The following is a 16,009-nucleotide window of genomic DNA, read 5'->3' as shown; positions in this document are numbered from 1 at the left end:
ACGGGCAGTAAAACTCCCACCTCAAAGTCCAGCGAATGCAAGGAAGTTAGGTGGGAGTTAACTGCCCGTAAAAGCCCGATTGGTTCAACTAATACTCAGAGGGGGATAGCCCCCTCTGAGTAAAGTTTCACTTTATAAGACATCTATTCGTTATTGTATACAAAAGATAGGGATAAGAAAATGATAAAATTTTACCTAATTACAACATAATGCTTACGATAATTGCAGATAAAATGCTAACGAGAGTAGCTCCATATAGTAATTTAAGGCCAAATCTGGCAACGACGTTTCCTTGTTCTTCGTTTAATCCTTTTACCGCACCTGAAATAATACCGATAGAAGAGAAGTTGGCAAAAGAGACGAGGAAAACAGAAATAATACCAACTGTACGAGGAGAAAGGGTATTAGAAATTTTATTAAGGTCCATCATTGCTACAAACTCATTCGTTACAAGCTTCGTTGCCATAATGCTACCAGCTGTGACAATTTCAGAACTAGGTACACCGATAAGGAATGCAACAGGCGCAAATACGTAGCCGATTAATTGCTGGAAAGTAATGCCGAATATAATGAGGAATAGGTCATTAATGCAACTAATTAATGCGACGAATCCGATAAGCATAGCGCCGACAACGATGGCTACGCGAAAGCCATCTAGAATGTATTCTCCAAGCATTTCAAAAAAGCTTTGCTTTTCGCCTTTAATTTCTAAAATATCTTCTTCATCTTTCACGTCGTAAGGGTTAATGATGAGTACGATAATAAAACCACTAAATAAATTGAGAACGAGTGCGGTTACTACATATTTAGGTTCAATCATCGTCATATAGGCACCTACGATGGACATAGATACGGTTGACATGGCAGATGCACAAAGTGTATAAAGACGGTGTTTTGGAATTTGAGCTAATTGTTTTTTAACCGTGATAAAAACTTCTGATTGGCCTACAATGGCAGATGCGATAGCGTTATAAGATTCTAATTTCCCAAGACCATTTATTTTACTAAGGAAGTAACCGATCCAATGAATAAAGAATGGTAATATTTTAAAATGCTGTAATATACCAATTAAAACAGAAATGAAGACAATTGGTAATAAGACAGTAAGGAAAAATGACATTTCACCTTTATTGGCAAGACCGCCAAATACGAAGTTTATACCATCAGCAGCATACTCGAGTAGTTTTGTAAACAGACTGGAAATGACCCGAATAAGTATGAGACCGATTTCTGTATTTAATAATAAATAGGTTAAAATCAACTGTATAATAAGCATGATGAAAATTGGTTTAAATTTAATATGTTTCTTATTGTTGCTAGCAATATAAGCAAGGAAGAAAACAACGATAAGTCCCACGAAAAAAGTAATAAATTTCATAGTAAGCCCCCTAAAAGAGATATTCTGCTATATATGTTTTTCATTTCAAGGGAGAATATGCATCTTTGGTAAAGAAAGGAATAGAGAAGTCATGAATATAAGTAGAGTGCATCACGTTGCAATTATTTGTTCGAATTATGAAGTGTCAAAAGATTTTTATACTCGGATATTGGGGTTTAAAGCGATAAATGAAGTATATAGAAAGGAACGAGATTCTTATAAGTTAGATTTATGTGTAGGGGAAGAGTATCAAATTGAATTATTTTCATTTCCAAATCCACCTGAGCGCCCAAGTTTCCCAGAAGCGGCTGGACTTAGACATTTAGCATTTGCTGTTACAAATATAGGAGAGGCTGTAAACCATTTAAAACAATGCGGTGTGGAGACTGAAGCGATACGTATGGATGAAATAACCGGAAAAAAATTCGTCTTTTTTCAAGACCCTGACGGCCTACCTTTAGAATTGTATGAGGTTTGAAATTGGTGAATTTTATATAGGGTTGCTTTTGCGTAAATGAAGAAACTAAAGTGAAACTTCTTTTTAAAAGGAGGTGTAACTTTAGCTAAGAAAGCTAAAGGGTATATGTGGATATTATAAAATTATTGATGGTAGCCATCCTTATTGCATTAACAGGTTTTTTTGTAGCTGTTGAGTTTGCAATTATTAAGGTGCGTAGCAGTCGTATTGATCAACTCGTTAGTGAAAAACGACGAGGAGCATTGGCAGCTAAAAAAGTAACTTCGAATTTAGATGAGTATTTATCAGCGTGTCAGTTAGGTATTACAATTACTGCTTTAGGGCTTGGGTGGTTAGGAGAGCCAACTATAAAACATTTACTCGAGCCGTTGTTTTTAAAACTACATTTATCTCCTGCAATTGCAAGTACAGTTTCATTTATTATTGCCTTTGCAGTGATTACATTTTTACATGTTGTCATTGGTGAACTTGCTCCGAAGACGCTCGCTATACAAAGGGCAGAGCAAGTTAGCTTATTATTATCGAAGCCAATTATTTACTTTTATCGAGTAATGTATCCGTTTATTTGGGCTTTAAATGGTTCTGCAAGGCTTGTGACAGGGTTATTCGGATTACATCCGGCTTCTGAACATGAAGTTGCTCATTCGGAGGAAGAATTACGATTAATCTTATCCGAGAGTTATGAGAGCGGAGAGATTAATCAAAGGGAATTTAAATATGTAAATAATATTTTTGAATTCGATAATAGAGTCGCAAAGGAAATTATGGTACCTCGTACGGAAGTTGTAGGTTTATATGAGGACGAACCATTTGAAACACATATTAAAATAATCGCACAAGAGAAGTACACGAGATACCCCGTATTTGGTGAAGATAAAGATGAAATCATTGGGATGGTTAATGTAAAGGATTTATTTATTCGTTATATGGACGGTAATCGAGATGAGGAGTGCTCAATTACGCCATATACAAGGCCAGTTATTGAAGTGCTAGAAAATATTCCTATACATGATTTGTTATTACAAATGCAAAGAAAACGAATTCCATTAGCTGTATTATATGATGAATATGGCGGTACAGCGGGTATTGTTACACTAGAGGATATTTTAGAAGAAATTGTTGGAGAAATCCGAGATGAATACGATGAAGATGAACACCCGCCTATAGAGCATATAAGTGAAGGGTGTAAGATCGTAGAGGGAAAGGTGCTTATTAGTGAAGTAAATGATTTATTTGGTATACACTTGATCGCTGATGATGTAGATACAATTGGTGGCTGGATTATGGTACAAAAGCAAATCGTTGCTGAAGGAGATATTATTGAAAAACACGGCTTTTCTTTTAAAGTCCTTGAAAAGGATATGCATCAAATTAAACGAGTGGAAATAAAGAAGGTAGAAGAATGATTTTCTATAAATTTTTATAAAAAGTATATATAGAAAAATAAATGTTTGCGCTTTCAAAAAAGGTGCTATATAGTGAAGGTGGATACTGAAAAATTCTTCTGAATGATACTCGTATTTTTAGAGGGCGAATTTTTTAGATAGGGATTTAGAATGAAAAGTATAGGTGATGAAAATGATAGCAACGAAGGATATACGGATAGAAAAAGATTTTTTAGGTGAAAAGGAAGTACCGAGTGTAGCTTATTATGGGGTACAAACATTACGTGCTGTAGAAAACTTCCCGATTACAGGATATCGCATTCATCCGTCACTCATTACGGCAATGGCAATTGTGAAAAAAGCGGCGGCTCTTGCAAATATGGATACTGGTTACTTAGCGAAAGACATTGGACATGAAATTGCAGAAGCAGCGCAAGAAATTGTTGATGGAAAATACCACGATCAATTTATCGTGGATCCAATCCAAGGCGGTGCTGGAACTTCTATTAATATGAATACAAATGAAGTAATCGCTAATCGAGCGTTAGAACGTATGGGATATGAAAAAGGCGAGTATGCAAAAATTAGCCCAAACACTCATGTAAACATGGCTCAATCAACAAATGATGCGTTTCCGACGGGAATTCATATTGCAACTCTTATGATGTTAGAAGAACTTCTTATTACAATGGAAGAACTTCATTCTGCTTTCCGTGCAAAAGCAAAAGAGTTCGATCACGTCATTAAAATGGGACGTACACATTTACAAGATGCTGTTCCGATTCGTCTTGGACAAGAATTTGAAGCGTATAGCCGAGTGCTTGCGCGTGATATAAAAAGAATTAAACAGTCTCGCCAACATTTATATGAAGTGAACATGGGGGCGACAGCTGTTGGTACGGGATTAAATGCAAACCCTACCTACATTGAACAAGTGGTTAAACACTTGCGAACATTTAGCGGATTCCCACTTGTTGGTGCAGAGCATTTAGTTGATGCAACGCAAAACACAGATGCATACACAGAAGTATCTGCGGCATTAAAAGTATGTATGATGAACATGTCTAAAATTGCAAACGATCTTCGCATTATGGCATCTGGTCCACGTGTTGGATTGGCGGAAATTCAATTACCAGCTCGTCAACCAGGTTCATCTATTATGCCAGGTAAAGTAAATCCTGTTATGGCAGAAGTAATTAATCAAGTTGCTTTCCAAGTAATTGGTAATGATCATACAATTTGTTTAGCATCAGAAGCAGGACAATTAGAGTTAAATGTAATGGAGCCTGTACTCGTATTTAATTTAATTCAATCTATAAGTATTATGAATAACGGATTCCGTGTATTCCGTGAATATTGTATTGAAGGAATTACAGCAAATGAAGAATTGCTGAAGCAATATGTTGAGAAAAGTGTTGGAATTATTACGGCAGTTAACCCTCATATTGGTTACGAAGCAGCATCTCGTATTGCGCGTGAAGCAATTGAAACAGGGAAATCTGTTAGGGAGTTATGTTTAGAACATGGTGTACTGACAGAAGAAGAATTGGATATTATTTTGGATCCATTCGAAATGACGCATCCTGAAATTGCTGGTGCTTCTTTATTAAAGAATAAGAAGATGTAATGTGAAAAAACACCGATCCATTTGGATCGGTGTTTTATTTTTAAAAGATATTAAATACAGCGTTTAATTGAAGTAAGCTAATGATAGCTAAGAAGATTAAACTGTATTTCATTGCTGTTTTAAATAGGACAGATTCTTTACCAACTAGTCCAACTGCGGCACAAGCAACTGCTACAGATTGTGGTGAAACCATTTTTGCCATTGTACCACCTACTACGTTTAATGCAACAAGAGTAGAAGGAACGATGTTTAATTGATCTGCAGTTACTGCTTGAAGCGGTGCAAATAATGAACCACTTGATACTACTGAACCTGTAATGAATACGCCAATCCATCCTAAGATCGGGGAAAGAACAGGGAATGCATTACCAGTAGAAGAGAATGCAAGTCCAAGTGTAGATGACATACCAGAGTAGTTCTCTACGTAAGCTAAAGCGATAACGCTACAGATTGTATATACTGGAGCTTTTAGTTCTTGTATTGTTTCAACCATTAATTCTTTAACCATTTTACCTTTTACACGGTATACGATAAGTGAAACGATAATTGCTAATACGATTGCAGTAGTTGTAGATGAGAATACATCAAATTTGAAAACAGCTGCGAAAGGTGTATCAGCTTTTGTAATAGGTGTAGTTTTCATAACAGCGTTATGAAGACCAGGGAATTGAATGTTAAATACTAAGTTTGCTAGTGCGCCATCCGGAGCAAATAAAGCTTTAATTGGTTTTAAATTAAAGATTGTTACGAATGCAGTTAAGAATACGAATGGAGACCAAGCATATAAAATTTGATTAAATGTATGAGATACTTTTTCTTCTTGTTTTTCTTCTTGAGTAGAAGATTTTGGCTGCCAAACACGTAAGAATAATGCAAGAGAGATCATACTTACAACGGCTGCGAAAATATTAGTAAGTTCTGCACCTAAGAAGTAAGTTACAAGGAACTGAGTAACCGCGAAAGAAACACCACTTACAAGAATACCTTGCCAAGTCTCTTTAATACCTTTAATTCCATCAACCATTGATACAAGTAAGAAAGGTAAAACAATACTAATGAATGGTAAAATAAGAACAGTTTGACGACCGATAGTTAATGCGTCTAACTCAGTTAATTGTGCTGGTACTGTGACTGGGATACCCATAGCACCCATAGCACCACCAGCGATGTTAGCTACTAAACAAATACCTGCTGCTTTTAATGGATTAAAGCCCATACCTACAAGTAATGCAGCTGTAATAGCAACTGGAACCCCTAAACCAGCTGCGCCTTCTAAGAAAGCACCGAAAGAATAAGCGATTAATAATACTTGTAAACGTTGATCATTTGTAATGCTTGAAATACTATCACGAATGATGTTGAATTGCTCTGTTTTAACAGTTAATTTGTAAAGGAAAATTGCTGCGATAACGATAGTACAAATTGGATAAAATCCAGATAAAACACCGAATCCGGCAGATGCTACAGCTACGGTTGCTGGCATTTTATAAACGAATATAGCAAGAATAATAGCGACAATCACACTGTAAAGACCAGCCATGTAACTTTTCATTTTTAGTCCCATTAAACAAATGATGAAGCAGAAAATTGGAAGTGCTGCGATTAGTGCAGATAACCAAATATTGTTTAATGGGTCATAAATTTGTGTCCAAGTACTCATAATAATGACAACTCCTATCTATTTTATGTGAAGAAATTCACATTATTTGTGAAACAATTCACAATCAACTTACATGCTTAGTATATTCTCCTTCAACACTATTGTCAACGTAAAAAAGTATAATTATTCCATAATAGTATTAAAAGAAATGCTTTGTTCATAAAGTAGACAAAAAACAAACTCAAATCTATTTGAGTTTGCTTTTTGAAGTTATTTCTATATTGTTTTCTTTGTTCGTATATCATTAATCTTATATGTTAGATGACGTCTTTGCATTAAGTATATATGATGTTGAAATTTGATAGGGGTCACATGCTGGTCTGAGTTGATCTAGTAAGAAAGAGAAGGCAAATGCATTTAATAGGAAGTTTTGAATAACAGTCTGAGCAAGTACAATACGAATTAAAACAACAATAAGTCAATTTTTAATATTACATTATCTTTTTTACTGAAAATTCCTTTTAGCATAACAAAGAGGTTAAATATAACCCAAATACGTTACGATAGGTTATCAATTATAGACGGTATTTTACAATATCATTACTGTACGTTGCAGTGAGGTGAAAATATAACAAAAAGCTTGATAAAACAACGTTTGTAAGCAAAGTATTCATAGCCCTTACTTTTGCTTTTTCATTATATCATATAGTATAATATTCAAAATCAGTAAGGAATTTTTCCTGAATTTTTTGCTGATAAAGGTGGAAAAAATTTTCAGCTTTATAGGTTGATAAAGTTATGTCGTAACAGGAAATATAAGAACAGATATATAAATAAATAAAAAGAAAATAAAAACGAAAATGAGGGGAACTTTATGAGCCAAAATCAATTCGAATGTCGTATTTCAGAAGAAGATGTACAAATGTTAAGAGCGTTAGCGCATCCGTTGCGTCTACGTCTAGTAATGGAACTAATGCAACGTGGCACTTGTAATGTAACACAATTACAGGAAGTGTTAGAAATTCCACAATCAACGGTTTCGCAACATTTAACGAAATTAAAACAAAATAAAGTAGTACGCTTTGAAAGACGAGGACTAGAAGTGTATTATCAAATTCATAATGATAAAGTAAGTGAAGTTGTAAAAACATTATTTTCTTAAAATTTGAATATTATGGAAAAAGACGTGTGGAATATACGTCTTTTTTTATTTGTCAGAAAGGTAATACGAGAGTAAATATTAGCATGTAAGGAAGAAAAGGCTACCAATTAACATGCTACTGTATGGAATATATTCTAAAGGGAAAAGAAAAGATAGAAAGGAGTGTAGTAAGTAAAAGGAGGAATAGTAGTATGGATGTAAAACGTGTGAAACAAATCTTATCTTCTTCAAGTAGCATTGACGTTACATATGAGGGCGTACCAGTATGGATTGAGAGCTGTGACGAGCAGAGTGGAGTTGCTCAAGTGTATGATGTATCTAATCCTGGAGAAAGCGTTCACGTGAACGTGACGGCTTTAGAGGAGAAGTAATAGAAAAGACGCTTCTAAATGTTTAGAAGCGTCTTTTTTGTGTTATTCCATCATACTTGCAACTTTTTTAGAGCAGAGAAGAAGTACAACTCCTAGGACGATAACGATAATACCGATACTTGCAAATACTTCAAGATAACCTAATGATTGTGTAAAGGAAGCAAGCTTACCAGCTAACCAGTTAGCCATACCTGAACCAGCTAACCATACACCCATTAGTAATGATGCTAATTTAACAGGTGCAATTGCACTTACCATTGATAGACCGATTGGTGATAAGAATAGTTCGCCAATTGTATGGAACATATAAGTGATAACGATGAATAATAAGTTTGCTTTAACAGTTATATCAGCTTCAGTACTTCCAGTTTTTAGAACCGCTAATGTTAAAACAAGGTAACCTATACCTAGTAAAATCATACCAAATGCCATTTTTGTTGGTACTTTTAAATCGCCACGTTTTGATTTAGAAAGTTTTAACCATAGCATAGATACGAATGGTGCAAGTAGTACGATGAATGCTGGATTAACGGATTGGAACCAAGATGTTGGAACTTCCCATCCGAAAATTGTACGATCAACAAATTTATCTGTATAAAGTGTTAAAGAACTACCAGCTTGTTCAAAGCCTGCCCAGAAGAATACAACGAAACAAGTTAAAATTACAATTGCCCAAGTGCGATTTTTTTCTTGTTTTGTTAAAGGTTTCTTTTCGATTGCAGGTTGATTTTTTGTTTTTTTACCAACAACTGTTGTTCCTGCTGTACCAAGGTAGCGAGGAGCTAATAAGTTGAAAACAATTTGTCCAATAATCATACCGATACAAGCTGCTAAGAATCCATATTTATATCCCATAACCATAACGCCATCAACGCTTGTTTTAAAGAAATCTTCTGCTAAAAATCCACAAATAAGTGGAGCGAAGAAAGCACCTACGTTAATACCCATATAGAAGATAGTAAATGCACTGTCACGACGTGAATCATTTTCGTCATACAATTCACCTAACAGTGTAGAAATATTTGGTTTGAAGAATCCATTACCAATAACTAATAGTACTAATCCAAGGAATAGTCCTGTTTTTGTATTCATGGAGAATAGTACAAAGTTACCAATCGCCATAATAATTCCGCCGAGAGTAATGGCATGACGTCTTGTAATATAATGATCAGTTAGCCATCCGCCTATAATTGGCATGAAATATACTGCTGCTGTAAAAGTACCATATAATTGCACTGCGACTGCCTTATCAAATCCTAATCCGCCACTAACGGCAGCAGTTGTTAAATAAAGGACTAAAAGGCCACGCATTCCATAATAACTAAATCTTTCCCACATTTCTGTTAAGAACAACAAATATAATCCTGGTGGATGTTTTTTTGGTGATTGTTGTTCTCCAGCTTTTTCTAATTTTAAAGCTGCATCCATTTTTGTTTCCCCCTAATCCTGTATAACGGATATTTATGTAATTATTTTAATTCACAAAATATTTAGAAGTCAATAGAATTATATGGAAATAGAAAGAAAATTTCTAGAAAAGTTCTATTTTTCTTCAACCGTTACTGTATTTTGCCCTGAAAACGAGATGATAAGCGTTTTCAAATGTAATAATTGAATTCTAAAAGAAAATAAAATAATGATTAATCAGAAAATTTAGATTAAAACATTTATTCTGATATAGAGAAAATATATTCTATTTACTTTTATAATATAACATATTGGGAATAAAAATACAAAATGAAATAATGTGACACTTCAGTGAAATGAAAAAACCAGCTCCATAGAAGGGAGCTGGTTAGAGGTGTATTATTTAACAAAGCGTTTTTCAATGTCATCTAGTAGTAGGTTAGCAGCCATTACACCACCAGCTGTATTCCAAATAACGTCGTCAACTTTGTATGCTTTTTCATTCTTTACTGCATTTAAGTTTTTAAATAGAGGATCATTGATATATTCTTTTTCTAATTCAGAGCCTTTTTTCTCGTTGCCTTTATCGAATGTGAAGTAGAATAATACATCACCATCCATTGCAGAAATACGCTCTTTAGATACATTGCGTTCTGCGAAATCATCTTTGTTTTGATCTCCAGGACGTTTAAATCCAAGTTCTTTTAAAATAACACCAGAGAATGTATCGCCATGATAAATACGAACATCACCAGGCATGAAGCGAACCATAGAGATTTCTTGATTTACTTTATCACCTAGTTTGGCTTTTAAATCTTTCATACTTTTATTGTAATCAGCTAAAACCTTTTGACCTTCTTTTTCTTTATTTAATGCTTTCGCATAAAATTTGAAGTTGTCTTTCCATTCACCACGTAGCGTCTCAGAGAACACAGTAGGTGCAATCGCTGTTAGTTGCTCATACACTTTTTCGTGACGCATTTTGTTACCGATAATTAAGTCTGGTTTTAAAGAAGCGATTGTTTCCACATTCACTTGTCCTTCATCACCAACAACTTTTACATCTTTCATTTTATCTTTAATATGTGGATACCATGGATCACCAGTCCAAGATTTTACAGCCCCAACTGGTTTCACACCTAGTTCAAGTAAAGCTTCAGTTCCTTCATTTGTTAAAATAACTACACGTTTTGGATTCGCAGGAACTTCTGTTTTACCCATTGCATGTTCAACCGTAATCATTTCTTTTTTCGTATCTTCTTTTGTTTCTTCTTTCGTATTTGATTTTCCACAAGCACTTAAAAGTAGTGAAAAGGCTAGTAAAAATACAAATACTGTAAACGATTTCTTTTGCACGAATTTCATTATGTACCCCCTACATACTGAGAAGTTTTTTCAATAGCAAGCATGATATTAAGCTTTTATCTTTTGATTGTCAATACATATCAATGAAAATAGTTCTCATTATCGTTGACAATGAGAATTAAGTTGAAATACACTTACAACGTATCATTATACATTGAAGGGGAAACGCTGCATGTTATTAAAAACAAATCAAGCAAAATGGATTGGGTTATTTGTTGGAATCATTGCAGTAATTACTTGTATTTGGGGAAGTATTATTTTCGGATATACAAATACGAGTTGGAAATTAGCGTTAGATGCTTTTTTTCATTTTAATGGTTCCAATGAACATATTATTATTCAAAATGTGCGTCTACCAAGGGCATTAATTGCAGCTAGTGTTGGTGCTAGTTTAGCCATTGCAGGTTGTCTTATGCAAACTTTAACGAAGAATCCACTTGCTTCTCCAGATTTTATTGGATTAAATTCAGGTGCTGCTTTCTTCATAGTTGTAGCAATTGTTATTTTTTCCGTAACATCATTATCAGCTTTCACGTGGATTGCCTTTTTAGGGGCAGCAGTTGCAGCTGTACTTGTATTTGCTTCTAGTTCTTTAGGAAAAGAGGGGACGACGCCTCTTAAGTTAACTTTAGCAGGGGTGGCAATTAGTGCATTATTTTCATCATTAACACAAGGATTACTTGTTTTAAATGAAAAGGCGCTTGAAGAAGTATTATTTTGGCTTGCCGGATCTGTGCAAGGGAGAAAGTTAGAAATTTTACAATCTGTATTCCCGTATTTATTAATAGGCTGGATTGCATCTCTTATGATGGCGGGGAAAGTAAATACGTTAATGATGGGGGAAGATGTTGCGAAAGGACTTGGACAACGAACAATTTTAATGAAATCATTCGTGTTACTTATTATTGTACTGTTGTCTGGTGGTTCAGTTGCGGTTGCTGGTCCCATTGGGTTTATAGGAATTGTTACTCCGCACTTTGCTAGATTTCTTGTTGGAGTCGACCACAGATGGAGAGTGCCGTATAGCGGATTATTAGGGGCAATATTATTAATCTTGGCTGATATAGCAGCAAGATATGTCATTATGCCACAAGAAGTACCAGTAGGGGTTATGACAGCATTTATCGGGGCTCCATTCTTTATTTATATTGCACGTAAGAGAGGGCTTAGCAAATGAAGAAGTATATCCCGTTTCGAATAGGAAAAGACGGATTCTCATTTTTAATGTATAAACGAGCTTGTATCGTCTTAGTAAGTTTATTAGTTGTTTTAATAGGATTGTTTTTTGCGAGTGCAGGCATGGGGGATATGAAGATCGCTCCTTATGACGTATGGCAAGCGATTATCGGAAATGGCGACGCAATGTCAAATATGGTTGTAAATAAGTTTCGTATGCCACGTATTTTAATTGCCATTCTTGTAGGAATCGCGCTTGCTATAGCAGGCTGTATTTTACAAGGGCTCGTTCGAAATCCACTTGCTTCTCCAGATATCATCGGAATTACAGGTGGTGCAAGTGTCGCAGTTGTACTCTTTTTAGCTATATTTAGTGATAAAAACAATGCGCTAACCGTAAGCATTCATTATATGCCGCTCGCAGCCTTTGCTGGGGCAACGATTGTAGCGCTTTTTGTATATTTATTTGCATGGAGAAATGACGGATTATCACCGATTAGTCTCGTTTTAATTGGTGTTGGTTTTTGGGCGTTAACGAAAGCGGCAACGACTTTGTTTATGTTGTTAGCGCCTATTTATCAAGCGAGTCAAGCGAATGTATGGATTACAGGTACTGTTTACGGTTCTTCATGGCAAAATGTTATGGTACTTGCGCCGTGGGTTCTCATCTTAACGGTAATATCATTTATAGCTGCTAGGCATTTAAATGCGCAAGAGCTAGGGGATGATATTGCGGTAGGACTTGGTGTTCCTTTAACGAAGTCACGCGTATTCATGTTATTACTTAGTACAGCTTTAATTGGCGGAGCAGTTGCCTTTGCCGGAGGAATTGGATTTGTCGGTTTAATGGCACCTCATATTTCACGAAGACTAGTTGGTTCTTTATACGGTGCATTACTCCCAGTTGCGGCTATTGTTGGTGCAATTTTAGTACTTGCTGCAGATTTAATCGGGCGTACAGTTTTTACCCCACTTGAAATTCCAGCAGGGGTATTTACATCAGCAATTGGTGCACCTTATTTTATTTATTTACTTTATAAAAGTCGGAATTCATAAAGGGAGATGAATATGCAAAAAGCATTGGAGACGAAACGTTTGACGCTGTCTTATGGTGAAGCAATTATTATTGATGAGTTGAATTTAGAAATTCCAAAAGGCGAAATTACAATCTTTATCGGTTCTAACGGTTGTGGAAAATCAACTTTATTACGTTCACTAGCTAGATTATTAAAGCCAACAACTGGTGACATTTTGCTAGATAATCAAGCCATTCAAAGTATGCAAACGAAGCAAATTGCTCGTCAAATGGCAATTTTGCCGCAAGGACCGCAAGCGCCAGAAGGACTTACAGTATTGCAGCTTGTAAAGCAAGGGCGTTATCCATATCAAACATGGTTGAAGCAATGGTCAGAAAAAGATGAGGAAATGGTACAAAAAGCACTCGCAGCAACAGGTATGACAGAATTTGCTGAGCGTGATGTGCATGCTCTTTCAGGTGGACAACGTCAACGTGCTTGGATTGCAATGACGCTTGCACAAGATACAGATATCATTTTACTGGATGAGCCTACTACATATTTAGATATGACTCACCAAATTGAAGTGCTAGATTTATTATTTGAATTAAATGAAACAGAACAAAGAACAATTGTTATGGTATTACACGATTTAAATTTAGCATGCCGCTATGCAGACAATATTGTAGCCATTCAAGATAAACAAATATATGCACAAGGTAAGCCGGAAGAAGTAGTAGATGAGAAGCTAGTACGTGATGTATTCCGAATGGAGTGTCAAATCAGTACGGATCCATTATTTGGGACACCACTTTGTATTCCGCATGGAAAAGGAAGACGTGTACGTAAAGAGGTTGCTCAGGCAATGAGTTAATGAAAAAAGACGATGAGGATTCATCGTCTTTTTTATTTTTCGCAAGAGAATAAGAGGAAGAGGGGAATTCGTAAACGTCGTTCATATTCTTCTTCGCTCTGAAAATAAGTTTGATTTGGTGTAGCTTCTTTTAAGGATGTAATTGTAAATCCGGCTTGTTGTAACAATGTGAAATACTCTTCTGTTGTGCGATGATATTTAATAACATCCTGGTCAATCCATGGTTCAACCCGTTTGCCTAGTTTAAAATAATCATCGACGAGCCAGCTAGTTCTTTTACCACTCATTTGTAAGCTTTCAAATGAAGAGGTAATAACGGGATGTTGAACGCTAAAGGTAAAGGTTCCATTTGTTTTTAAAGTTTGAAACACATTTTGAAAAATGATATCAAGATGTTCAATATAATGTAAGGCGAGTCTAGATGTTACTAAATCAAAAGTAGCAGGAGGGTATGTGTAGTCTTTAAGGTTTAAAAAATGGACGGAGCCATTTTTATTTTCTAGCTGTTTTTTAGCTTTTTCATACATAAGTTCGGAGCCTTCAATACCAGTGTAAGAGTGGCAGCCTTTTTCTAATAACTCCTCACCGAATTTAGCGTCTCCGCAGCCTAAATCAAGGATTTGTTTTCCTTTCACATCATCAATGAGTTGAAAGAAGGCTGGTTTTTCAAGTGACTCATTTGGGCTATTTTCTCGGTATCTTCGTTTCATATATTGTTTAAAAAATGCTTCGTTATTATATACATCAGATTCAGTAAATGCCATGATTGAAGCCCCCTTAAATATTTTTTTTATTCTATCAAATATGAAAAGTAAATGATAGATTTCTTGTAATGAATCATATATAATCTAGAATTGTAAGCGGTTACTTTAAACTATTTTTCTATAATAAATTCTGAAAACGTGTTAAGCTAGTAGAGGGATTATTAGAACTATTAAGACAATAATCCGCTTACATGAACGATGGGAGGCTTCACAATGTCTAGTAAAACACTTGCGAAATTTTTAGAAGAAAATTTAGAGGATTTAAAAGCAAAGGGGCTTTATAACGTAATTGATCCGCTTGAGAGTTCAAATGGACCGATCATTACAATTGGCGGAAAAGAATATATTAACTTATCTTCAAACAACTATCTTGGGTTAGCAACAGATAGCCGTTTGCAAGAAGCAGCAATTGGTGCAATTCATAAGTACGGTGTTGGAGCAGGAGCTGTTCGTACAATTAACGGTACTTTAGATTTGCATATTAAATTAGAAGAGACAATTGCAAAGTTTAAACATACAGAAGCAGCAATTGCTTACCAATCAGGATTTAACTGTAATATGGCAGCGATTTCAGCCGTTATGGATAAAAATGATGCGATTCTTTCAGACGAATTAAACCATGCTTCTATCATTGATGGTAGTCGTCTATCAAAGGCAAAAATTATTGTTTACAAACATTCTGATATGGAAGATTTACGCCAAAAAGCAATCGCGGCGAAAGAATCAGGTCTTTACAATAAATTAATGGTAATTACAGACGGTGTCTTCTCAATGGATGGAGATGTTGCAAAATTACCAGAGATTGTTGAGATTGCAGAAGAATTAGATTTAATGACATACGTAGATGATGCACACGGTTCAGGTGTACTTGGAAAAGGTGCAGGAACTGTAAAGCATTTCGGTCTATCTGATAAAGTTGATTTCCAAATTGGTACATTATCAAAAGCAATTGGGGTAATTGGTGGATATGTAGCAGGGAAACAAAACTTAATTGACTGGTTAAAAGTTCGTTCACGTCCATTCTTATTCTCTACAGCATTAACACCAGCTGATGCAGCTGCATGTATGCGATCAATTGAAATTTTAATGGAAAGCACAGAGTTACATGATCGTTTATGGGAAAATGGCCGCTATTTAAAACAAGGGTTAAAAGAACTTGGCTTTAACATTGGAGAAAGTGAAACGCCAATTACACCTTGTATTATTGGTGACGAAGTATTAACACAAGAATTTAGTAAACGTCTAAATGAAGAAGGCGTATATGCAAAATCTATCGTGTTCCCAACTGTAGCTAAAGGAACAGGACGCGTTCGTAATATGCCTACAGCAGCTCATACGAAAGAAATGTTAGATGAAGCAATTCGTAAGTATGAAAAAGTAGGGAAAGAAATGGGCATTATTTAAGT

General features: G+C 35.4%; 14 protein-coding genes. 9 read left to right on the top strand and 5 right to left on the bottom strand.

The features are described 5' to 3' along the window. Window positions 1-199 precede the first annotated feature (199 nt). Window positions 200-1,378 (bottom strand): nucleoside transporter C-terminal domain-containing protein, encoded by a 1,179-nt coding sequence (locus tag QEP67_RS24890; RefSeq protein WP_000668859.1) that lies wholly within the window; start codon window positions 1,376-1,378, stop codon window positions 200-202. Between the two features lie 91 nt (window positions 1,379-1,469). Between QEP67_RS24890 and QEP67_RS24885 the strand changes: the two genes are divergently transcribed. The 3 genes from QEP67_RS24885 (at window position 1,470) to aspA (ending at window position 4,868) form a co-directional block, all read left to right on the top strand. Further along, on the top strand, window positions 1,470-1,856 hold the full coding sequence (locus QEP67_RS24885) for a VOC family protein (RefSeq protein ID WP_048567112.1): 387 nt from the start codon (window positions 1,470-1,472) through the stop codon (window positions 1,854-1,856). A 107-nt stretch (window positions 1,857-1,963) separates the two neighbouring features. Beyond that, entirely contained in the window at window positions 1,964-3,262 is a 1,299-nt protein-coding gene (locus tag QEP67_RS24880) for a hemolysin family protein (RefSeq protein WP_000351385.1), read from the top strand. A 172-nt stretch (window positions 3,263-3,434) separates the two neighbouring features. Continuing rightward, the gene (gene aspA / locus QEP67_RS24875; protein WP_000562162.1) at window positions 3,435-4,868 is read left to right on the top strand and encodes an aspartate ammonia-lyase; all 1,434 of its coding nucleotides are present in this window, start codon (window positions 3,435-3,437) and stop codon (window positions 4,866-4,868) included. 40 nt (window positions 4,869-4,908) lie between these two features. Here aspA and QEP67_RS24870 read toward each other — a convergent pair whose 3' ends face one another. Then, window positions 4,909-6,528 carry a lactate permease LctP family transporter gene (locus tag QEP67_RS24870; RefSeq protein WP_000109126.1) on the bottom strand — a complete coding sequence of 540 codons (1,620 nt, stop codon included), beginning with the start codon at window positions 6,526-6,528 and terminating at the stop codon, window positions 4,909-4,911. 814 nt (window positions 6,529-7,342) lie between these two features. On the opposite strand from QEP67_RS24870, the gene QEP67_RS24865 reads away from it, so the two are divergent. Then, window positions 7,343-7,630 (top strand): metalloregulator ArsR/SmtB family transcription factor, encoded by a 288-nt coding sequence (locus QEP67_RS24865; RefSeq protein WP_000081429.1) that lies wholly within the window; start codon window positions 7,343-7,345, stop codon window positions 7,628-7,630. 191 nt (window positions 7,631-7,821) lie between these two features. Further along, a complete protein-coding gene (locus QEP67_RS24860; protein WP_000382688.1) occupies window positions 7,822-8,001 on the top strand; it encodes an acid-soluble spore protein H in 180 nt (59 codons plus the stop codon). Between the two features lie 42 nt (window positions 8,002-8,043). Here QEP67_RS24860 and QEP67_RS24855 read toward each other — a convergent pair whose 3' ends face one another. Both QEP67_RS24855 and QEP67_RS24850 read right to left on the bottom strand, forming a co-directional pair. Further along, window positions 8,044-9,429: a peptide MFS transporter gene (locus QEP67_RS24855; RefSeq protein ID WP_000338334.1), complete on the bottom strand. Its 1,386-nt coding sequence runs from the start codon at window positions 9,427-9,429 to the stop codon at window positions 8,044-8,046. A gap of 378 nt (window positions 9,430-9,807) precedes the next feature. Further along, on the bottom strand, window positions 9,808-10,773 hold the full coding sequence (locus QEP67_RS24850) for an iron-siderophore ABC transporter substrate-binding protein (RefSeq protein WP_000673898.1): 966 nt from the start codon (window positions 10,771-10,773) through the stop codon (window positions 9,808-9,810). A 172-nt stretch (window positions 10,774-10,945) separates the two neighbouring features. On the opposite strand from QEP67_RS24850, the gene QEP67_RS24845 reads away from it, so the two are divergent. Genes QEP67_RS24845 through QEP67_RS24835 form a run of 3 tightly spaced genes read left to right on the top strand, consistent with a single transcriptional unit; the run spans window position 10,946 to window position 13,839 of the window. Continuing rightward, entirely contained in the window at window positions 10,946-11,950 is a 1,005-nt protein-coding gene (locus QEP67_RS24845) for an iron ABC transporter permease (RefSeq protein WP_000925209.1), read from the top strand. Then, window positions 11,947-13,005 carry an iron ABC transporter permease gene (locus QEP67_RS24840; protein WP_000760037.1) on the top strand — a complete coding sequence of 353 codons (1,059 nt, stop codon included), beginning with the start codon at window positions 11,947-11,949 and terminating at the stop codon, window positions 13,003-13,005. The genes QEP67_RS24845 and QEP67_RS24840 overlap by 4 nt, the downstream gene beginning before the upstream one ends. Before the next feature lie 12 nt (window positions 13,006-13,017). Then, window positions 13,018-13,839: an ABC transporter ATP-binding protein gene (locus tag QEP67_RS24835; protein WP_001167944.1), complete on the top strand. Its 822-nt coding sequence runs from the start codon at window positions 13,018-13,020 to the stop codon at window positions 13,837-13,839. Window positions 13,840-13,871: 32 nt separating this feature from the next. Here the strand turns inward: QEP67_RS24835 and QEP67_RS24830 are convergent, their stop codons facing one another. Then, entirely contained in the window at window positions 13,872-14,603 is a 732-nt protein-coding gene (locus tag QEP67_RS24830; RefSeq protein ID WP_000885956.1) for a class I SAM-dependent methyltransferase, read from the bottom strand. A 213-nt stretch (window positions 14,604-14,816) separates the two neighbouring features. Between QEP67_RS24830 and QEP67_RS24825 the strand changes: the two genes are divergently transcribed. Then, entirely contained in the window at window positions 14,817-16,007 is a 1,191-nt protein-coding gene (locus QEP67_RS24825) for a glycine C-acetyltransferase (RefSeq protein WP_048567109.1), read from the top strand. The last annotated feature ends 2 nt before the right edge of the window (window positions 16,008-16,009 follow it).

The organism is Bacillus cereus group sp. MS39, assembly GCF_040448665.1.
GTDB classification, from domain to species: Bacteria; Bacillota; Bacilli; order Bacillales; family Bacillaceae_G; genus Bacillus_A; species Bacillus_A wiedmannii.
Note: the sequence above shows the minus strand (reverse complement) of the source record. Positions and strands in the feature narration are given on the sequence as shown.